Below are 20429 nucleotides of genomic sequence, written 5' to 3' on the forward strand. Positions count from 1 at the left end.
GGGGTTTTGCATGTTGATCCAGGTCAAACCCGGCAGGCCGCCGGGCGGCGGCGACGCTGTCGCTTGATCTGCATCAACATGCGGGCCCTGCGGAGCGCAGAACCTTGCGCCACGCATCCAAAACCGGCACCCCCGATGGCGAACCATACACGAGTGATTTCCATTCTTGTCATCACATTGGCCGCGGGCTTCCCGCTGCATGCAGCCGAGCCACCGAAGGCCGCACTGGAGTGGGATCTGCGCCTGCGCCACGAGCAGGTTGACGACGCCGGTTTCGGCCGCGACGCCGCTGCGACCACTGCACGCCTGCGTGCCGGCCTGCGGTTGGCGCCGGCGGCTGGCTGGACCGTCCTTCTCGAGGGCGAAGGCGTGGCCGGTGCCGGCAACTACAACAGTGGCGCCAACGGCAAGAGCGCATTCCCGACCGTGCTGGATCCGACCGGTGCCGAACTCAACCAGGCCTGGGTCGGCTGGAAGGGCGCGCAGGGCGGCGTTACCGTCGGCCGCCAGCGCGTCGCGCTGGACAACCAGCGCTGGGTGGGCGCGGTGGGCTGGCGGCAGAACGAACAGACCTTCGACGCGCTGGGCGCGCAGTGGAAGCCGCGCGTCGACCTGGGCGTGCAGTACTACTGGCTGGACCGGGTGCATCGGGTGGCTGGCGACAAGGCGATCAACCGGCTGGCGCGCGAGCGCGATCTCGACAGCCATCTGCTGAATCTCGCGTGGAAGCACGGCGCGCAGCAGCTGGTCGGTTATGCCTACCTGCACGACGACCGCGACGTCGCCTCCGCTTCCACCGCCACCTATGGCTTGCGTTGGACCGGTGCCGCCGGGCAGGGCGGACAGGGCTTCGGCTGGACTGCGGAATACGCGCGGCAGACGGATCATGCGCGCAATCCGGCCGATTTCGGTCTCGACTACTGGCTGCTGGAACCCAGCTGGACGCAGGGCAGGACCACGCTGCGCGCCGGCTGGGAGCGTCTCGGCGGCAATGGCGCGGTCGCCGTGCAGTCCCCGTTGGCCACGCTGCATGCCTTCAACGGATGGGACGACCAGTTCGGCACCACTCCGGCGAAGGGTCTGGAAGATCGCTACCTCGGCGCCGGCGGCAAGTTCGGCCGCGGCCGTCTCGACGGCAAGCTGGCTTGGGCGCTGGCATGGCACGACTACCGGGCCGATATCGGCGGCCTGCGCTACGGCAGCGAGTGGAACGCGTCGCTGGGCTTTCCCCTGCCGGGCGGCCTGAGCGGGCTGGTGAAGCTGGCCGACTACCGCGCCGACGGCTTCTCGCGCGACAACCGCAAACTCTGGTTGCAGGTGGAGTGGCGCGGCGCGCGGACGCTGGCGCCATGAAGAAGCTGGATCTGCGCGCGCTGCCGGCACCGGAGCCGCTGATGCAGGCATTGGCCGCGGCCGATGCCCTGCAGCCGGGGCAGGCACTGGAAGTGCTGACGCCGCTGCTGCCCGCGCCGCTGCTGGAAGCGTTGGAGGCGCGCGGCCTGCACTGGCGCAGCGAGCCGTGCGCGGACCACGGCACCTGGGTGGCGATCCTGCGGCCCGCCGCCTGATGCCGGTGCGATGACCAGGCTGGCGATGCAGCAGGCGCCGACGCCGGCCACGCCGCGGCGGTTCCTGCTGTCGGCCTCGCTGTGGGGCGCGCTGGCCGGGCTCCTGCTGGCGTTCGATGGCGGTGCCGCGCTGGCATCGCGCTGGGGCGGTGCCACGCTGGCGCTGGTGCATGCGCTGGCGCTGGGCGTGCTGGGCAATGCCATGTTCGGCAGCCTGCTGCAGTTCCTGCCGGTGGCCGCCGGTGCACGCGTGCGCGGCGGGCGCCCCGCGGCGTGGCTGCTGCATGCGCTTCTCAACGCAGGCGCGCTGCTGCTGGTGCTGGCGCTGCGCCAGCCGGCGCTGCTGCCGCCGCACTGGGGCGGCCTGCTGCTGGTGGCTGCGTTCCTCCTGCTGGCGGCGTTGGTGCTACCAGGGCTGGTCGGTGCTGCAGGGCAGGTGCTGCTGCGCTGGGGAATCGGCTGTGCGATTGCCGGTGGGCTGGTGGCGGCGCTGCTCGGGCTGTCGCTGGCATTGGCGGTTGCCGGCGTCTGGCGAGTGCCGCTGCTGCCGCTGACCGATGCGCACGCCGGCTGGGGTGTGCTGGGCTGGGTGCTGGCACTGCTGGTAGCGGTGGCGCGGGTGGTGATGCCGATGTTCCAGGGCGTGGCCGCGATGCCAGCGCGCTTGCAGGCGGGTTGGCAGTTGGCGCTGTACGCGCTGCTGCTGGCGGCGCTGGCGATCGCGCTGCGCGGCGCGTCGGTGCCGGCCCTGCGGATGGGCGCGGGGCTGCTGGTGTTGGCCGTCGCGCTCGGTGGCCTGCTGGTGCAGTTGCGCGCACCGAAACTGCGGCGTGCGCCGCTGACGTATTTCTGGATGGCGGGCTTCGTCGCGCTGGCCGCGGCGGCCTGCGCGCTGCTGGCGGGCGGCGAGGACAATCTGCTGCTGGCGGGCGTGCTGGCGCTGGCGATTGGACTGCCGCTGCTGGTGACCGGCATGCAGCTGGAAATTTCCGCCTTCCTCGGCTGGATCGACCTGCAGCGGGACTGCGGGCGCGGGGTGCGCCTGCCGGGCGTGCAGCTGCTGTTGCCGGCGCGCGACAAAGTCATCGTGCTGGCGCTGCATGGGCTGTCCGCCATGGCGCTGTTGGCCGCCACGGCGCATCCTGCGCTGGCGCGGCTGGCCGGCGTCGCGCTGCTGCTGGCGCATGCGGCGGGCTTCGCCGCGCTGTGCGGGGTCGACTGGCGCCGCATCCGTTTCATCCGCGGTCTGAAGGAGCAGGGATGAGCAAACCGTTGCCCTTGGTGTATTCGTGTTCGGGCTGTTCCAGCGCGGCGCAGATGGCCAACCATCTGGCGCTGCAGCTGGATCGCGCCGGCGCGGCGGAAATGTCCTGCATCGCCGGCGTCGGTGGCGGCGTCGCCGGGCTGGTGCGCACCGCGCGCAGCCGGCGCCCGATCCTGGCGCTGGACGGCTGCGTGCTGCGCTGCGTCTCTGCCTGCCTGGCCAACGCCGGGGTGGTGGCCGACACCCATCTGGTGCTGTCCGACTACGGGGTGAAAAAGCGCAAGCACGCCGACTTCGATGGCGAACAGGCCGAAGCGGTCTATCTGCAGCAGGTACTGCCGGCGGCGCAGGCACTGGGGGGGCAATGACGATGCGTGAACGGACGCCGGGATTGACGCCGGTTCGGCTGGCCATCGACGGCGTGGACGACGGGCTGGTGCTGCTGCTGGCGGCGCGCGCGCGGCTGGCGCGGCTGGCCGGGCGGCTCAAGGCCGGGGCTGGCGTGCAGGGGCGCGACGATGCCCGCGAACGGCGCGTCCGCCAGCGCGCGGAAACGCTGGCCGGCGTGCTGGGGGTGGCGCCGGAAACCGCCAGCGGGGTGCTGGCGCTGGCGATTGGTGATGCCTGCCGCGCGCAGGGCCTGCAATCTGATCTGGATCAAGGAGCGGGCCCCGGCGATGGCCGCATGATCGCGACCATCATGCATACCCATCCCGATTCGGCGCCGGCCCCGGCGCATCCCCTGCTGCGGCTGGTGCCGCCGCCGCGCCGCATCGCGCCGCTGCTGCGGGTGCTGCCGCGCTCCACCCAGAAGCGCCTGCTTGAACGCGCGATGGCGAAGGTATTGGCTGCGCCGATGGCCGATGGCACGCTCGAGTTCATGGCCGGCCGTCGCTTGGGCATCGAGGTCAGCGACCTTGGCCTGCGCTGGGTGGTGGAACTGCAGGGCCAGCAGCTGGTGGTGGTGGATGCCCCCGCCGAGGCCACCGTGCGCGGCACCGCCACCGACCTGTTGCTGCTGGCCGGCCGGCTGGAGGATGCCGACACCCTGTTCTTCCAGCGCCGGCTGGTGCTGACCGGCGACGTCGAGCTGGGCCTGACCGCGCGCAACATGCTGGACCGGCTGCCGTGGGAAACGGTGCCGCTGGGCCTGCGCATCGCCCTCAACCGCGGCGCTCGCTTCGCCCGCGCCGCACGTGGCGCCCATCGCGCGAAAGCCTGAGCGCCGCCTTGTTTCCACCGCCCGCGCGGTCGTCGCGCGGGTGTTGCCTGTCCACGATCCGAAGAGCCCATGAACGCATCCGTCGCGCCGTCCTGGCATCCCGCACTCGAAGCGCGCCACGCGCCGCTGGTCGAGAAGCTCGAACGCCTGATCCCGTGCATGGAGGTGCCGCTGCACCTGCCGTGGATCGACGCCATCCTGGAGCTCAAGCGCCAGCGCGGCGCAGTGATCATGGCGCACAGCTACCAGTCGCCGGAGATCTTCCACGGCGTGGCCGATGTCACCGGCGATTCGCTGGCGCTGGCGCAGGCCGCGGCCGACTGCGACAGTGACCTGATCGTGCTGTGCGGCGTCCACTTCATGGCCGAGAGCGCCAAGATCCTCGCCCCGGACAAGACCGTGCTGATCCCGGACCTGGAAGCCGGCTGTTCGCTGGCCGCATCGATCACGGCCGCCGACGTGCGCGCGCTGCGTGCGCAGCACCCGGGCACGCCGGTGGTCAGCTACGTCAACACCAGCGCGGCGGTGAAGGCCGAGTCCGACGCCTGCTGCACTTCCGCCAACGCGGCGCAGGTGGTGGAGGCGATCGCCGCCGAGTTCGGCGTGGACAAGGTGATCTTCCTGCCGGACCGCTACCTCGGTGCGTGGGTGGCGCAGCAGACCGGCATCGAGCTGGTGCTGTGGAACGGCGTGTGCGAGGTGCACGAGAAGTTCACCGCGATGGAGGCGCGCCACACCCGCGAGCGCTTCGACGCGAAGATCGTGGCGCACCCGGAATGCGCGCCGGAGGTGCTGGCCGAGGCCGATTTCGTCGGCTCGACCAGCGCGATGGGGCAATGGTTGGCGAAGGAAAAGCCGTCGCGGGTGGCGATGATCACCGAGTGCTCGATGGCCGACAACCTGCGCAACCAGTTCCCGCAGGTCGAGTTCATCAAGCCCTGCAACCTGTGCCCGCACATGAAGCGGATCACCTTGCCCAACATCCATGCCTGCCTGCGCGACCTCAAGCACGAGGTGACCGTGCCCGAGGACGTGGCGATTGCCGCGCGGCTCGCGCTGGCGCGGATGCTGGCGGTGGGGCGTCGCGACCGCGTGTGAGCGCGCCCGCGCCCGTCATCATCGTCGGCGGTGGCATCGCCGGGCTGTCGGCGGCGCTGGCCGCCGCGCCGGCGCCGGTGCTGCTGCTGGCGCGTGCCTCAGGTGTCCGTGGTGCCGCCAGCGCGCTGGCGCAGGGCGGCATCGCCGCGGCCATCGGCCCCGGCGACATGCCGCAGGCGCATGCGCGCGATACCTGCGTGGCCGGCAGCTTCCACAACGATCCGGCCATCGTCGACCTGCTGACCGCCGCCGCCGGCGATGCGGTGCGCTGGCTGCAGGCGATCGGCGTGGCCTTCGACCGTGAACCTGACGGCAGCCTGCAGTTCTGCCGCGAAGGCGGCCACGACCGTGCGCGCATCGTCCACGCCGGCGGCGACGCCACCGGTGCGAAGGTGATGGAGGCGCTGGTCGCCGCTGCGCGGGGCGCCGGCCATATCGAACGGCATGCTGGCGTGGATGTCGATGGCCTGGTGCTGCGCGACGGCGAGGTCTGCGGCGTTTGCATCACCCGTGCCGACGGTACCCGTGAGGCGCTGCACGGCCGCGCAGTGGTGCTGGCCACTGGCGGCATCGGTGGATTGTTCGCCCAGACCAGCAATCCGGCGGATGCGGACGGCAACGGACTGGCGCTGGCGTTGGCCGCCGGCGCGCAGGCGCGCGACCTGGAGTTCGTCCAGTTCCATCCCACCGCGATGGCGCTGCCCGGCCTGCACAGCCTGCCGCTGGTGACCGAAGCCCTGCGCGGTGCGGGCGCGCGACTGCTGGATGCGAACGGTGCGTCGCTGATGGATGGCGTGCATCCGCTGGCCGACCTGGCGCCGCGCGACATCGTCGCGCGCCGGGTCTGGCAGGCCTGTCGTGACGGCGGCGCGCTGCTGGATGCGCACAAGGCCGGCGCCGCGTTCCCGCAACGTTTTCCCACCGTGTTCCAGGCCTGCATGGACCATGGCATCGATCCGCGCGTGCAGCCGATCCCTGTGACCCCGGCGGCACACTTCCACATGGGCGGGATTGCCGTCGACGCCGACAGCCGCAGCTCGCTGCCGGGCCTGTATGCGGTGGGCGAGGTGGCCTGCAACGGCGTACATGGCGCGAACCGGTTGGCCAGCAATTCGCTGCTGGAAGGCGTGGTGTTCGGGCGCCGGCTGGGCGCGCTGCTGCGCGCGTTGCCTGACGGCGGGCAGCCGCGCGGCAGTTTCCGGATGGTGCGGCGCAAGCCTTCGCTGGACACCGCGCAGCTGGACTCTCTGCGCGCGCTGATGATGCAGGCGATGGGGCCGCTGCGCAGCGGCGCGACGTTGCAGGAGGCGTTGCAGGACTGCGCGGAATTGGCCGGGTTCGGCTGGCAGGGCGAACTGGCGCAGCGGATGCTGGCCGCTGCCCTGCGGCGAACCGCCTGCCTGGGGGCGCACTACCGCAGCGATGCGCCACCGGCGGGCTGATCACGCCGGCAAAAACGGGCACGTCCCTGTGCCCCCCGAAACTCGACGCGGCTCAGGCCGCGGGCATCCGCATGCCCGGTTCGCCGTGCCAGTAGCCGTTGCGCTCGCCGATGCGGGCCGGCGCCTCGCTGGCGCTACGGGCGGCGTCGAAATGGCGCACGACTGCCTCCATGCCCTCGGCCTGCGGATACAGGCGCAGGATGTCGACGCCCAGTGCGCGCAGCTCCGGCAGCTCTGGCCCAAGGTCGGTGATCTCCTCGCCCTGCACCGAGATGCCGTTGATGCGCAGGAACGGGCGGCCTTCGCGGGTGGCCAGCGGCATGCCGTCGGGATAGTCGATGCAGCGGAAGCCGCACTGGTCCTTCGGCACGTCGAGCGCGCGCGCGGTGAAGCAGCGTGCCGAGAACGACAGCGGCAGCCGGCCCCAGGCGATCACCTCCAACTCCGGCATGACGCCGCCGTCTGCCAGCACGCCATCCTTCAATTCGCCGATCAAAATGCGGCCCTGTTCGACGCCCGGCACCCAGCGGCGCAGGCCGTCTTCGCCCAGCATCGCCAGCGCGCGGTGGTTGTACACGTTGAGCGTCGGCCCGGCCACGAATGGACGCCCCTTTTCCTTGCACAGCTGCACGGCGGAAAGGTCGTTGGCCTCGATCCAGAAGCCGCCGTGGGAAATCTGCCGGTCCAGCACGCTGAGTTCGGATTCGGCCTCGATCAGTGCCAGCGTCGACAGCACGATCTGCTTGCCGGAGTCGGCCAGTTCCTCCGCCAGCGCCAGCCAGTCGGCGGTGCGCAGTTCGCGGCGCTTGCTGCACACGGTTTCACCGAGGTAGACGATGTCGACCGGCCAGTGGATGGCTTCGCGGTAGAACGCCAGCGTGCGCTCGCGCGGCCAGAAGTACTGCAGCGGGCCTAGGCTCAGTTTCATCGGTATTCCTTCAGTGCCAGGCGCGGTGGTACGGACCCAGCGTGGTCTGGTGGCCTTCGGCGTGGCGCGACAGTTCCGCCTGCCATTCCGGCTTGAGTTGCCAGTGCGCCTCATCGGCGATGACCTGGTCGATCGCCTTGCGCCAGGTGCGGGTGACCGAGCTGACGTAGGCCACGCCGCGCTGGCGGCCCTCGATCTTCAGCGCAGCCACGCCGATCTGCTTCAGTCGCGGCAGTAGCTCCAGCGTGTTGAGACTGGTCGGTTCCTCGAGCGCGTGGAAGATCTCGTTGCCGACCTCGAAACGGCCCTTGCACACGGTGGGATAGCCGGCCGGCTCCTCGGGCTTGAATTCGTCGATCAGCACGTCGTTCAGGCGCACGCTGCGGCTGCCGTCGCCCTGTTCGTCCCAGCGCACGAACTTCGCCGGCGAGCACACGCCGTGGCGGTTGGGCGAGGCGCCGGTGACGTAGCTGGAAAGCTGGCAGCGGCCTTCGACCATGATGCACAGGCTGCCGAAGGCGAACACTTCCAGCGCCACCGGCGACTTCTCGCACAGCCGCTCCACCTGCTGCAGCGACAGCACCCGCGGCAGTACCGCGCGGCTGATGCCGAAGCGCTCGAACGCGTAGCGCAGCGCCGGCGCGGTGGTGGCGCTGCCCTGCACGGACAGGTGGCGAGGCAGGTTGGGATGGGTACGCGCGGCGTAGTCCAGCACCGCCATTTCTGCGGCGATGATGGCGTCGGCGCCCAGCGAGGCGGCCTTGTCCACGGCGGCATGCCAGTCGCGCAGGCGCACGCTGTCGGGGTAGGTGTTCAGCGCCAGGTAGACCTTGGCGTTCCTGGCATGTGCGTAGCGGATGCCGGCGCGCAGTTCGTCGTCGCTGAAGTTCAGCCCGGGGAAGGCGCGCGCGTTGGTCTGATCCCGGAAGCCGGCGTAGACCGCGTTGGCGCCGGCATCCACCGCCGCCTGCAGGGCCGGCAGGTTGCCGGCGGGACAGACCAGTTGCATGCGGGGCTCCGGCAGCGGGGAAACCGGCATGGTCGTGGCCGCGTGCGGAAGCGTCCTTGACTTGGATCAACGCGCCTGCGCATGGTCGGCAGGTGGCGCAGCGGGCGATGTTTGACGTGGGTCATGGTCGTCGCCGTGTGCGCGTGCGATGTTGCCCATCAACGCGGGCACCGGCCCGCGGCATCGGAGAAGAACCATGCTGTCCAGGACGATCCTTTCTTTGTCAGCGCTGGCGCTGGCCGGCGCGCTGTTCGCGGCGCCGGCCGCGGCGCAGTCCGCCGCCCACCACGACCACGCCGCGCACGCCGGCCACGATGCCAAGCCGCAGGTGCCGGCGCAGCGCTGGGCCACGGACGCACCGCTGCGGGCCGGCATGCGCAACCTGCGCGAGGCGACCGAGACGCTCAACCATTACGAGATGGGCCATCTGGATGATGTGCAGCGCGACAACGCGGTGGAGAAGATCGATGCCGCGATCAAGGACATGGTCGCCAACTGCAAGCTCAAGCCGGAGGCGGACGCCGCCCTGCACGGGCTGCTGGCGAAGTTCATCGCCGGTGCCGGCGCCGCGCGTGCCGGCAAGTTCAGCAAGGCCGAACTGGTGCCGATGCAGGAAGCGCTGGCGCTGTATCCGCAGATGTTCGACGACCACGACTGGGGCAAGCCCGCGCATTGAGGTGCGCCAGATCCCGTAGGAGCGCACGGAACGGGCGCGAACGCTTTCGCAGAATCACGCAAAAAGCATCGCGCCCCTGCGGTGCGCTCCTACACGGTGCGGCCGGGTGTTCGCGCCGCGTTGCGCTCCCATCGGGGGTTCGGGTGGGGTGTTCGCGCCCCTGCGGTGCTCCTACAGGGCGCGGGTCGGCTGCTCGCGTCCGGCCGCCACCTGGCGCCACAGCGCATCGACCCGCTTCTCAACCGATGGGTCGAGCTGGATCGGCTTGCTCCAGGTGCGGCTGGTTTCCGCCGGCCACTTGTTGGTGGCATCCAGCCCGAGTTTCGAGCCGAGGTTCGGCGTCGGGCTGGAGAAATCGAGGTAGTCGATCGGGGTCTTGTCGATCAGCACGCTGTCGCGGACCGGATCGACGCGGGTGGAGATCGCCCAGATCACCTGCGACCAGTCGCGCACGTCGATGTCCTCGTCGGTGACGATCACGAACTTGGTGTAGGTGAACTGGCGCAGGTAGGACCAGATGCCCATCATGATCCGGCGCGCGTGGCCGGGGTACTGCTTGCGGATCGACACCACCGCGATGCGGTAGGAACAGGCTTCCGGCGGCAGGTAGAAGTCGACGATTTCCGGGAACACCTTCCGCAGCAGCGGCACGAACACGTCGTTCAGCGCCATCGCCATCACCGAAGGTTCGTCGAACGGCGCGCGGCCCATGTAGCTGCCCTGGTAGATCGCGTCCCTGCGCAGGTGCATGCGCTGGATGGTCATCACCGGGAAGTGGTCCTGCGCGTTGTAGTAGCCGGTGTGGTCGCCGAACGGGCCTTCCAGCGCGGTGTCGGCCGGGTCGATGAAGCCCTCCAGCAGGATCTCGCAGCCGGCCGGCGCGTCCAGCCCGGTCAGCTTGCTGGGCCAGACGCGGGTGCGATGGCCGCGCAACAGGCCGGCGAATTCGTATTCCGACAGCGTGTCGGGAATCGGCGCCACCGCCGCCAGCAGGGTGGCCGGGTCGGCGCCGATCGCCACCAGCACCGGGAAGGGTTTACCTGGGTGCGTCGCCTTCCAGTCGGCGAAGTCCAGCGCGCCGCCGCGGTGCGGCAGCCAGCGCATGATGATGCGGTTCCTGCCGATCACCTGCTGGCGATAGATCGCCACGTTCTGGCGCGGCTTGCGGGTGCCTCGGGTGACCACCAGACCAAGGGTGATGAGCTTGGCCGCATCTTCCGGCCAGCAGCGCTGGATCGGCAGGCGCGACAGGTCGACGTCGTCGCCTTCCAGCGTTTCATGCTGGAACGCCGCTTCGCGCACCTTCTGCGGGGCCACGTGCGCCAGCTGCGCCAGTTCCGGCCAGCTGCCCAGCGCGTCGCGCAGGCTGGACGGCCAACGCGGTTCGCGGATCGCCGCCAGCAGCTCGCCGAGCTCGCGCAGCGAGGCCAGCGGGCGGCCGGCCAGCGCCGCCTCGATGCGGTCGCGGTGGCCGTACAGGTTGCCGAGATAGGCGTGTTCGCTGCCAATGGGGTGTTCCATCAGCAGCGCGGGCCCGCCCTCGCGCAGGGCGCGCAGGCTGAGCGAGGTGGTTTCGAGATCGGGGTCGACCGGCTCGCCGACGCGCTGCAGGCGTCCCTGGCGTTCGAGTGCGGATAGGTAGGCGCGCAGGTCGTGGAAGCTCATGAAGAACCGTCGGGTGGCGTGAATGTTCCGGTGGCCAGCGCCATGGCCACCGACTGCTGCCAGGGCGCGATGTCGAGGCCGTGCGCATCGCGCCAGCCGGGATCGAACAGGGTCTGCTGGTAGCGCTTGCCGCGGTCGCAGAGCAGGCTGACGATGCTGCCGCGTTCGCCACGTGCGCGCATGTCCGAGGCCAGCTGCAGGCAGGCGGCGAAATTGGTGCCGGAAGAGCCGCCGTAGCGGGTGCCCAGTAGGTCTTCCAGCTGCAGGGCGGCCGCGATGGAGGCGGCGTCCTCGACTTCGACCACCGCGTCCACCACGTCGAAGATGAAGCCGGGTTCCACCCGCGGGCGGCCGATGCCCTCGATCAGGGTGGGCCTGCTGGCCACTGCGTTGCGGTCGCGCCGACGCCAGCCATGCACATAGCTGCTGCCGGCCGGTTCGGCCACGCACAGGCGGGTGGCCATGCGCCGGTAGCGCAGGTAGCGCCCGATGGTGGCGGAGGTGCCGCCGGTGCCCACGCCGCAGACGATCCACGACGGCTCCGGCTGCGGTTCGCGGCGCAACTGGCCGAGGATGGATTCGGCGATGTTATTGTTGCCGCGCCAGTCGGTGGCGCGTTCGGCGAGGCCGAACTGGTCGAGGTGGCAGGCACCGTTGGCGGCGTGCTCGGCGGCGCGCGCGTGCACCTGCGCGGGGTCTTCGACCAGGTCGCACTGGCCGCCCAGCGCCTGCACGTCGAGGATCTTCTGTGGCGCGGTGCAGGCCGGCATCACCGCGATGAACGGCAGCCCCAGCAGGCGCGCGAACCACGCCTCGGAAATCGCGGTGCTGCCCGAGGAGGCGTCCACCACCGTCTGTCCCGGCTGCAGCCGGCCGTTGCACAGTGCGTACAGGTACAGCGAGCGCGCCAACCGGTGCTTGAGGCTGCCGGTGGGATGGCTGGCCTCGTCCTTGAAGTAGAAGGCGATGTCCGGGAAGCCGGGGAAATCCAGCCGCAGCAGGTGGGTGTCGGCCGAGCGCGTGGCCTCCTGTTCCAGCAGGGCCAGTGCATCGTGCACCCAGGCGCGGGCGGCGGCGTCGGTACGGATCGTGGTCGTGTTCATGCGCCCATGATCCCGCGTCCGCCGCCGATCCTCAATTTCCCGCTGCCAGCAGCGCGCGCACGCGCACGCCGAGGTAGTCGAAGTAGCGGTCGATGTAGCTGATGCCGTTCTCGTGGTCGATCAGGTACGGGTTCATCAGCGTGTGGCGCAGGATCATCAGCCGGTCGCCGCCGTCCTCGCCCAGCGTGGCCACATCCAGCCCCAACGCATCGAGGATGCGGCGGGTCTCGGTCTCGCCCAGCGCTTCCGGCCGCAGGGTGGTCACCGAGCCGAAGAACTGCTTGTCCTGCAGCGGCTTGCTCGGGTCGCTGCGCAGCTCATCGTGCAGTCGGCGGACGAAGGCGTTGGCGGCGGCTACGTGGCGGTTGCCGACGGGATTGAGGGCGAAGCAGACCAGGTTGCTGTCCGGCGCGAACGGCACCACCGCGCGGACCACGTCGTGCAGGTCGCCGGCGAAGCGCAGCGCGCGCGCGTGGAAGGCTTCGGCCGAGCGGATGGTCTGCGCCGGCAACCGGCCGAAATGCGCGTGGTCCAGCGGCAGCACCTTGTGGGTGACATACACGCCGGCCACCGCCGCCCCGGACTTGGAGCCTTCGGGGATGAACTGGCCGAGGCTGCGATAGCGGCCCATGTAGTCCTTCGGCGCCTCGCCGTGGAACACGTAATCGGCTTCCTCCGACAGCAGCGCCACCGCGCGGTGGTCGCGGCAGATGAAGGCGCCGGCGCCGTAGGGCAGGTAGCCGAGCTTGTGCGGATCCACCGTCACCGAATCGGTGTCGCCCAGCGCGGCGATGGCCAAATACACCTCGGGCGAGGGGAAGGCGGTGAAGCCGGCGGCGATCTCCTCGCGCGGGCGCAGGCTGCCGTCCTCGTTGCGGAACAGGGTGGCGAGGTAGCCGCCCCACGCGGCATCGACGTGCACCGCGAATCCCAACCCACGCGCGGCGAAGCGCTGGCGTGCATCCACCACCGCGTCGATCGGGTCGATCGTGCCGTATTCGGTGGTGCCCATCACCGCCACCGCCACCAGCACCGGCTGGCGCTCGCGCAGGCAGCGCTCGAGGGTGGCTTCCAGCGCGTCGGCGTCGATGCGCATGCCGCGCTCGGGCAGCAGTTCCAGCTGCGCGCGGCCCAGTCCCAATAGTTTGCAGCCCTTGCTCCACGAGTAATGGGCGGTGATCGGCGCCAGCACCTTCGGCAGCTTCAGCGTGGGATGGGCGGCGAAGAAGCCGGCCAGCCCGCGCTGCTCGATGCGTTCGCCCTGCACGCGCGCCTGCCAGCGCCGACGCTCGCCCGCGCTGGCTTGCGCGAGCCACTGGCCCCAGCGGTCCACCAGCGCAGTGGCCTGGTGCGGATGCAGGTTGAACGCGCTCCATGCGTCTTCTGGCAGCTCGAGGTCGGGCACGCCCGCCGCCAGCAGCGCCACCGGAAACGCCTTCTGCGCCAGCGCCAGCCGCAGCGCCTGGTAGTTGGCCAGCGTGCCGCCGGAGGTCAGGTGGCCGAAGGCGCAGTCCGGGCGCGCCGGGTCGTTGACGTAGCCGAGCATCCCGGCCAGCTGCAGGCCCACCTTCACCTCCAGCTCCACCGTCACCGGCGCAGCGTCTTCGGAGACGTTGTTGGGGTTGTAGGGCAGGGTCAGGATCTGCGCGGCAAGCCCGGGCAGCAGCAGGTCGGAGGCCATGTGGCCGATGTAGCGCGGGCTGTGGAACGGCACCGACTTCTTCAGCGCCGCCGACAGCTGGTGCAGCTCGCGGCGCATGCGCGCCTCGAACGCCTGGTATTCCGGGTGCTGCGCAGCCGCGGTGGAGATCGCCGGCGGGTCTTCGGGATGGAAATTGCGCCGCCAGTAGACGTGGTCGCGCAGGAACTCGACGACGAGCTTCTCCAGCAGCGAATCGTTCTCACCGTAGGGGCCGAGGAAGCAGGCATCGGGTACGCGCGGCTGCGCGGCGGAGGAGGGCGTCGCGGATTGCATCGGAGGCTCCGGGAAAGTCAGCCCAGCAGGGGCAGCAGCCAGCCGGCGGGGTGATGCATGCGGGCGATGCCGTAGATGAACAGGAAGGTGGCCAGTGCAGCCACGTAGAAAAAGGCCCGTTGCGGGCGGCTGCGTTTCTCGCGCATCGCCAGAATGCCCAGCACCACGTAGGCCACCACCAGCACCAGCTTCAGCGACAGCCAGCCGTTGGCGAACATCGCGCCGGGCAGCATCGAGAACAGCATCGCGGCCGAGGTCAGCAGGATCGTGTCGACCGTGTAGCTGGTGTATTTCGGCAGCCAGTGGCGCGGCCAGCGTGCGCCCAGCAGGGCGGCCCCGCCGCGCAGCGCGAAGATCGCGCCGCTGCACATCACCGCGTGCACGTGCGTCCATTTGACCTGGGGATAGAACTCCATCATCGGCGACATGCGCAGGTCCTCAGCCCGGCCGCCCGTCGGCGCGCGGGTGCAGGTAGATCGACAGCGAACGCAGCACCCACGGCAGGAAGGCCAGCAGCCAGCCGGCGGCGGCGACCACCTGCCAGAAGTAGGAATCCGGCGCGGCCTCGGCGGCGATCCGGGTCAGCGCGACCAGCTGCAGCGCGGCGAAGGCGAACCAGCCCACCGCCGGCATCGCCATCGGCCGGCCGGAATGGCCCTGCGTTACCCGCGTCACCATCGCCACCAGCAGGCTGCCGAAGAAGCCGATGAACAGCGCGTGCGCCGGCCCGCGGCCGAGCACGAATTCGCCACCGGCGGCATAGAGGGCGCTCTGCACGGCATAGAGCGCGAACGCCACCGGCAGCCAGGCAAAGCCCAGGAACAGCACCCACAGGATCCCCGGCGCCTTGCCGCGCGGCCACCAGCGCACCAGCACCAGCGCGCTGCCGACGGCCAGCAGCGCATCGACCGGCCACATCCAGGCATTCGCATGCGCCAGCTCCAGCGCGAGGTGCGCCAGCAGCAGCGCCCACAGCGAGGCCAGCACCCACAGTGGTCGCCACGCGCGGTAGCCGGGGATGATATTGCCGGCGAAGAACGGGAACATCCGGTGCGCCACCGTCGCGTACACCGGCAGCAGCAGCCCGAACGTGCCGAACTTGATCGACACCGTCACCGCCCACGGCCCGGCGCCGTGCAGGTGCGCCGCCATCAGCAGCAGGCCAGCCAGGCCGAACGACAGCGCGGCAAAGCACGACCAGGCGTGCCAGGTCGGCCCCTTGCCGGCGCGGCGCTCGGCCAGCAGCACGCGCAGCAGCTGCGACAGGCCGTAGGTCCAGCCGACCAGCGACATCACCACGCCGATGTGGACCATTGCCGCCTGCCCCAGCAGCATGCCGCCGACCACCGCCAACTGGCCACCCAGCAGGCCCAGCCCCACCGGCACGTAGTGCCAGCGCGACAGGTCGGGCGTGCCGGTCCAGCGCGGGAAGGTGGTCAACAGGAAGCCGAACATGAACGGCGGCAGCAGCTGGTACTGCATGACGAAGGCGTGCATCCAGCCGCCGAACGGCGTGCCGGTGGGCAGGCCGATGGCGCCCCAGCGGGCATCGATGAGCCACAGCAACCACCAGCTCATCGCCAGCAGCACGTTGACCGCGCCGACGAAGAACAGCAGCCGGTGCGGGGCTTCCGCCAGCAGGGCGGGTGATAGACCGCCTCCGGTCTCGTTGTGAAGGTTCCTGTCCATGGCGGGAGTGTCGCGCGCGCGGGTGATGCCTGCCTTGATTCAGGTCATCCGGCAGCAGCCATTTGCCCCGCTGGCCGGGAGGCCCACGCCGGGCCGTGGCGCAAAAAAAAAAACGGGGACGGCCTTGGCCGTCCCCGTGGTGTTGACGCTTGTGGCGATGGATCAGTTTGCAGCGAGCTTCGGCTTCAGCCACTTGCGGGCGATGAACAGCGCCAGCAGCAGCGCGCCCGCGGAGAACACCAGGTCGCCCGGCATGCGCATCCACACCAGCATGTCGATGATCGGGCGGTTCATGAACTCGGCGGAGCGGGCGAACCAGTAGCCGTTCTCCAGCGCCGCGTTGAGCTGCAGCACACCCATCGGCAGCAGGGTCAGCAAGCCCATCAGGCCGAGGCCGATGTTGAGGCTCCAGAACGCGCCGCGCAGCAGGCCGTTCGGCCATTCCACCTGCGGACGCAGGCCGCGCAGGCAGAACAGCATCAGGCCGATGCCCAGCATGCCGTATACGCCGAACAACGCGGTGTGGCCATGCAGTGCGGTCAGGTTCATGCCCTGCATGTAGTACAGCGCGATCGGGGTATTGACGAGGAAGCCGAACAGGCCGGCACCCACCAGGTTCCAGAAGCTGGTGGCCAGGAAGAACATGATCGGCCAGCGGTAGCGTTCCATCCACGGCGTGGCGCGGCTGTGGCTCCAGGTCTCGTAGGCTTCCAGCCCGATCAGCGCCAGCGGCACCACTTCCAGCGCCGAGAAGGTGGCGCCCAGCGCGACCGCCGCAGTGGTGGTGCCGGAGAAGTACAGGTGGTGGAACATGCCCAGTACGCCACCCGCCATGTACACGATGGTGGCGAACAGCACATTGATGGTGGCCGACTTGCCACGCAGCAGGCCCAGCTTCACGAACAGGAAGCTCAGCACCGCCACCGCGAACACTTCGAAGAAGCCTTCCACCCACAGGTGCACCACCCACCAGCGCCAGTAATCCACCACCGACATGTGGCTCTTTTCGCCCCACATCAGGCCGGCGCCGTAGAACAGGGCGATGGCGACGGTGGACAGGAACAGCAGGCCCACGATCGAGGACATCTCGTCCTTGCGCTTGAGCGCCGGCCACAGCGAACGGCCCATCAGCAGCAGCCACAGCAGCAGGCCGATGAACAGGAACGCCTGCCAGAAGCGGCCGATATCGACGTACTCCCAGCCCTGGTGGCCGAACCAGAAGTTGTACTTCATGTCCATCTTCTGCATCACCGCGAACCACTGGCCGGCGAAGGCGCCCACCACGATGATCAACAGGCAGACGAACAGGAAGTTCACCCCCGCGCGCTGGTACTTCGGCTCATGGCCCGATACCGCCGGGGCGATGTACAGGCCGGTGGCCAGCCATGCGGTGGCGATCCACAGCACAGCCAGCTGGGTGTGCCAGCTGCGGGTCAGCGAGTAGGGCAGGATTTCGGAGATGGCGAAGCCGTAGGCTTCCTGGCCTTCCACCTGGTAGTGCGCGGTGGTTGCGCCCAGCAGGATCTGGCACAGGAACAGCGCAACGACCACCCAGAAGTACTTGGCGGTGGCCTTCATCGACGGCGTGATGGTGATGCCCTGCAGCGGGTCTTTCGCCGGCGGCGTGGGCAGCGCTTCCTTGCCGTGGTAGGCGGCGTAGTGCCATGCCAGCAGGCCGATGCCGCCGATCAGGAACAGGATCGAGAACACCGACCAGATGAAGTTGTCCGAGGTCGGCTTGTTGCCGATCAGCGGCTCATACGGCCAGTTGTTGGTGTAGGTGCGGTTCTCGTAGCCGGGGCGGTCGGTGCCCGCGGCCCATGCAGCCCAGAAGAAGAAGCCGGTCATCGCACGGCGGCTGTCCGCATCGGGCAGCGTGCCTTCGCGCATGGCGTAGGCTTCACGCAGCTCGCGGGTGGCCGGGTCGTTGGAGAACAGGCTCTCGTAGTGCGCAGCCACGACGCTGATCGCCTGCGCGCGCTGGTTGCTGACCACGATTTCGTTCTTGGCCGCGTCGTAGGTGTTGGTCCGCATCAACGGCTTGACCGTGGCCTGGGTCTTGGCCTTGTCGGTCTCGTCCATGCTGTCGTAGGACTGGCCGGTATCGGCGCGCGCTTGCAGTTCCAGCATGGCCACGATTTCGCGGTGCAGCCAGTCGGCCGACCAGTCGGGCGCGATCAGCGCGCCGTGGCCCCAGACGGAGCCGAGTTGCTGGCCGCCGATGCTCTGCCAGACCTGCTGGCCCTTCTGGATGTCGTCCTTGGTGTAAAGCACCTGGCCGTTGGCCGCGACGACGCGATCTGGAATGGGGGGCTTGGTCTGGATCAGATCCACGCCAAGCCAAAGCATGACGGCGAAGCTTGCGGCCAGGAGGGCCCCCAAGCCCAGCCATAGCCGTTTGGTGATGGACATTGCGTCTCTCCCGGAGTTGAACATGCGATTGAACGACGCCGGCATCCTCGGCCGATCCGCCGCGCCGCACCATGACTTGCGTCAACTGCCTGCGAGGATCGCGCCGATCGTGCGGAGCTTAGCGCGTTCAATCGCCGGTTCTATCGCCGGTTCAGTCGCGCAGGATCGGCGCGGCCAGCGTTTCCAGGCGGGCGGGGTCGAGCAGTTCCACTTCGCGTCGCTCCACCGCCAACACGCCGTCGTCCTGCATCCGCCGCAGCACGCGGCTGACCGTCTCCGGCGCCAGCCGCAGGTAGTTGGCGATGTCGGTGCGCGCCATGGTCAGCTGGAAGCGCGTGGACGAGAAGCCGCGCGCGGACAGCCGCCGCGACATCCCCACCAGGAACGCCGCCACGCGCTGGTCGGCGCTCCAGTCGCCAGCCAGCAGGGCGGCGCGGCCGATGTCGCGGCTGAGCAGGCGGAACAGCTCGCGCTGCACGCCGGGCACGCGGGTGGCCAGCACCGAGATCTTCGGGAACGAGAATCGGCACAGCATCACCGTGTCCAATGCGATCGCGTCGCACGGATAACGATGGCCGTCGATCGCGTTCAGGCCGATGACTTCGCCGGGGAAGTGGAAGCCGAGCACGTGCTCGTGCCCCTCGCGGTCGGTAACGCAGGTCTTGACGCTGCCGGCGCGCACCGCGGCGATGGCTTCGAACGGGTCGCCTTCGCGGAACAGGTAGTCGCCGGCGTGGAAGGGACCGATGTGCTCGACCAGCACGTGCAGTTCCTTCAGCGCGCTCTTGTCCATGCCTTGCGACAGGCAGGCGTGCGAGAACGCGCAGGTGGTGCAGAACTGCAGCTCGTCGCCGTCGTCGGACAGGATCTGCGGACCCAGCCGCGGGAACGGCAGATTGCTCATCGCGGGCACCCGTGCAGGCCGTGCACCGGGACACGCCCTGCGGCGGAATCGGAGGGACGGGTCAGATCGCGCGGGAGAAGCGCGGCCGAGCGTCGGGTTCGGGTGGGGCCAGGTATCGGTCGAAGCACATGGCAATGTTACGCAATAGCAGCCGTCCTTGCGAGGTGGCTTCGATGCGGCCGGGCAGGAGCCGCACCAGGCCGTCTTCAGCCAGCGGCTGCAGGCGCTGCATTTCCTCGCCGAAATACTCCTCGAAGCGGATGCCGTACCGGCGCTCCAGCGCGGCCATCGGGATCTCGCCCTGGCACATCAGCGACTGGATCAGGTCGGCGCGCAGTTCGTCGTCCTCGCTCAGGCGCATGCCGCGGAACACCGGCAGGCGGCCGGCGTCGATTGCCGCTTCCCACGAGGGCAGGTCGCGCGGGTTCTGGCTGAAGCTGTTGCCGATATGGCTGATCGCGGACACGCCCAGGCCGACCAAGTCGCTATCGGCGTGGGTGGTGTAGCCCATGAAGTTGCGATGCAGGCCACCGCGCGCCTGCGCCTGCGCCAGGTCGTCGTCGGGCAGGGCGAAATGGTCCATGCCGACGTAGACGTAGCCGGCGGCGCTGAGCTTTTCCACCGCCAGCTGCAGCAGCGCCAGCTTTTCTTCGCCGCTCAGCAGCAGCTTCTCGTCGATCTGCTTCTGCGGCTTGAACAGGTGCGGCATGTGCGCGTAGCTGTACACCGCCAGCCGGTCCGGGCGGATCTCGGTGACGATGTCCAGGGTCTTGCCGAAGCCTTCCAGGTTCTGCCCGGGCAGGCCGTAGATCAGGTCGATGTTGACCGAGCGCAGGCCCGCCTTGCGGCTGGCGTCAACCACGGCGCGGGTTTCTTCCACGCTCTGGATGCGGTTGACCGCCTCCTGCACCTTCGGGTCGAAGTCCTGCACGCCCAGGCTGGCGCGGTTGAAGCCGATCTTCGCCAGTTCCGGCAGCCAGCCGGGTTCGCAGAAGCGCGGGTCGATCTCGATGGAGATGTCGCGGTCGCCGGCCTCGGCGAAATGGAACTGCCGGCGCAGCGCGTCCACCACGTCGCCCAGCTGCTGCGGGGTGAGGAAGTTGGGGGTGCCGCCGCCGAAATGCAGCTGGATCACTTCGCGGTCGCGGTCGAACATCGGCGCGACCAGCGCGATCTCGCGGTGCAGGCGCGCCAGGTAGGCCTCGCCGCGGGCCAGGTCACGGGTGATGATGCGGTTGCAGCCGCAGTAGAAGCAGGGGCTGAAGCAGAACGGCACGTGCACGTACAGCGACAGCCGGCGCGGGATCGGCTCCTCGTTGCTGGCCTGGACGACCTCGCGCAGCTGGGCCTCGCCGAAGTCCGCGGAGAATTGCGGCGCGGTCGGGTACGAGGTGTACCGGGGACCGGGCCGGTCGTAGCGGCGCAACAGGCCGGCATCGAAGGCGATTTGCTGGGAGTGCATGGACGCAGCTTA

General features: G+C 69.6%; 18 protein-coding genes. 8 read left to right on the forward strand and 10 right to left on the reverse strand.

The annotated features are described in order from the left end of the window. The first annotated feature begins 153 nt into the window (after positions 1 to 153). The 7 genes from ICG51_RS11435 to ICG51_RS11465 all read left to right on the forward strand — a co-directional run bounded on the left by ICG51_RS11435 (position 154) and on the right by ICG51_RS11465 (position 6594). On the forward strand, positions 154 to 1353 hold the full coding sequence (locus ICG51_RS11435) for an alginate export family protein (RefSeq protein WP_223809439.1): 1200 nt from the start codon (positions 154 to 156) through the stop codon (positions 1351 to 1353). Next, positions 1350 to 1568: a DUF2249 domain-containing protein gene (locus ICG51_RS11440; RefSeq protein WP_190280480.1), complete on the forward strand. Its 219-nt coding sequence runs from the start codon at positions 1350 to 1352 to the stop codon at positions 1566 to 1568. The genes ICG51_RS11435 and ICG51_RS11440 overlap by 4 nt, the downstream gene beginning before the upstream one ends. Before the next feature lie 10 nt (positions 1569 to 1578). Next, a complete protein-coding gene (locus ICG51_RS11445) occupies positions 1579 to 2832 on the forward strand; it encodes a hypothetical protein (RefSeq protein ID WP_190280481.1) in 1254 nt (417 codons plus the stop codon). Continuing rightward, positions 2829 to 3200, forward strand: a complete 372-nt coding sequence (locus tag ICG51_RS11450; protein WP_190280482.1) for a putative zinc-binding protein — start codon at positions 2829 to 2831, stop codon at positions 3198 to 3200. The genes ICG51_RS11445 and ICG51_RS11450 overlap by 4 nt, the downstream gene beginning before the upstream one ends. Next, positions 3197 to 4054 carry an SCP2 sterol-binding domain-containing protein gene (locus ICG51_RS11455; RefSeq protein ID WP_190280483.1) on the forward strand — a complete coding sequence of 286 codons (858 nt, stop codon included), beginning with the start codon at positions 3197 to 3199 and terminating at the stop codon, positions 4052 to 4054. Before ICG51_RS11450 ends, ICG51_RS11455 begins: the two co-directional genes overlap by 4 nt. A gap of 69 nt (positions 4055 to 4123) precedes the next feature. Then, positions 4124 to 5152 (forward strand): quinolinate synthase NadA, encoded by a 1029-nt coding sequence (gene nadA, locus ICG51_RS11460; RefSeq protein WP_190280484.1) that lies wholly within the window; start codon positions 4124 to 4126, stop codon positions 5150 to 5152. Then, positions 5149 to 6594: an FAD-dependent oxidoreductase gene (locus ICG51_RS11465; RefSeq protein WP_190280485.1), complete on the forward strand. Its 1446-nt coding sequence runs from the start codon at positions 5149 to 5151 to the stop codon at positions 6592 to 6594. Before nadA ends, ICG51_RS11465 begins: the two co-directional genes overlap by 4 nt. A 52-nt stretch (positions 6595 to 6646) precedes the next feature. Here ICG51_RS11465 and ICG51_RS11470 read toward each other — a convergent pair whose 3' ends face one another. Both ICG51_RS11470 and ICG51_RS11475 read right to left on the reverse strand, forming a co-directional pair. Further along, entirely contained in the window at positions 6647 to 7522 is an 876-nt protein-coding gene (locus ICG51_RS11470) for a U32 family peptidase (RefSeq protein ID WP_190280486.1), read from the reverse strand. A gap of 10 nt (positions 7523 to 7532) precedes the next feature. Then, positions 7533 to 8531 carry a peptidase U32 family protein gene (locus ICG51_RS11475; RefSeq protein WP_190280487.1) on the reverse strand — a complete coding sequence of 333 codons (999 nt, stop codon included), beginning with the start codon at positions 8529 to 8531 and terminating at the stop codon, positions 7533 to 7535. A gap of 196 nt (positions 8532 to 8727) precedes the next feature. On the opposite strand from ICG51_RS11475, the gene ICG51_RS11480 reads away from it, so the two are divergent. Then, positions 8728 to 9207 carry a DnrO protein gene (locus ICG51_RS11480; RefSeq protein ID WP_190280488.1) on the forward strand — a complete coding sequence of 160 codons (480 nt, stop codon included), beginning with the start codon at positions 8728 to 8730 and terminating at the stop codon, positions 9205 to 9207. Between the two features lie 171 nt (positions 9208 to 9378). On the opposite strand, the gene ICG51_RS11485 is transcribed toward ICG51_RS11480, so the two are convergent. The 8 genes from ICG51_RS11485 to hemN all read right to left on the reverse strand — a co-directional run bounded on the left by ICG51_RS11485 (position 9379) and on the right by hemN (position 20417). Further along, the gene (locus tag ICG51_RS11485; RefSeq protein WP_190280489.1) at positions 9379 to 10872 is read right to left on the reverse strand and encodes a UbiD family decarboxylase; all 1494 of its coding nucleotides are present in this window, start codon (positions 10870 to 10872) and stop codon (positions 9379 to 9381) included. Continuing rightward, positions 10869 to 11975 carry a PLP-dependent cysteine synthase family protein gene (locus ICG51_RS11490; RefSeq protein ID WP_190280490.1) on the reverse strand — a complete coding sequence of 369 codons (1107 nt, stop codon included), beginning with the start codon at positions 11973 to 11975 and terminating at the stop codon, positions 10869 to 10871. The genes ICG51_RS11485 and ICG51_RS11490 overlap by 4 nt, the downstream gene beginning before the upstream one ends. A 31-nt stretch (positions 11976 to 12006) precedes the next feature. Then, on the reverse strand, positions 12007 to 13950 hold the full coding sequence (locus ICG51_RS11495; protein WP_190280491.1) for a pyridoxal-dependent decarboxylase: 1944 nt from the start codon (positions 13948 to 13950) through the stop codon (positions 12007 to 12009). 17 nt (positions 13951 to 13967) lie between these two features. Next, on the reverse strand, positions 13968 to 14378 hold the full coding sequence (locus tag ICG51_RS11500; protein WP_345776098.1) for a SirB2 family protein: 411 nt from the start codon (positions 14376 to 14378) through the stop codon (positions 13968 to 13970). A gap of 10 nt (positions 14379 to 14388) precedes the next feature. Beyond that, positions 14389 to 15639 carry an NnrS family protein gene (locus tag ICG51_RS11505; RefSeq protein WP_190280492.1) on the reverse strand — a complete coding sequence of 417 codons (1251 nt, stop codon included), beginning with the start codon at positions 15637 to 15639 and terminating at the stop codon, positions 14389 to 14391. Positions 15640 to 15801: 162 nt separating this feature from the next. Continuing rightward, positions 15802 to 18051: a nitric-oxide reductase large subunit gene (locus ICG51_RS11510; protein ID WP_190280493.1), complete on the reverse strand. Its 2250-nt coding sequence runs from the start codon at positions 18049 to 18051 to the stop codon at positions 15802 to 15804. 151 nt (positions 18052 to 18202) lie between these two features. Then, positions 18203 to 18955, reverse strand: coding sequence for a helix-turn-helix domain-containing protein (locus ICG51_RS11515; RefSeq protein WP_190280494.1), 753 nt, complete (start codon positions 18953 to 18955; stop codon positions 18203 to 18205). 61 nt (positions 18956 to 19016) lie between these two features. Beyond that, positions 19017 to 20417 carry an oxygen-independent coproporphyrinogen III oxidase gene (gene hemN, locus ICG51_RS11520; protein ID WP_190280495.1) on the reverse strand — a complete coding sequence of 467 codons (1401 nt, stop codon included), beginning with the start codon at positions 20415 to 20417 and terminating at the stop codon, positions 19017 to 19019. Positions 20418 to 20429: the final 12 nt, after the last annotated feature.

Origin of the sequence: Thermomonas sp. XSG (assembly GCF_014678725.1) — a bacterium.
Taxonomy (GTDB): domain Bacteria; phylum Pseudomonadota; class Gammaproteobacteria; order Xanthomonadales; family Xanthomonadaceae; genus Thermomonas.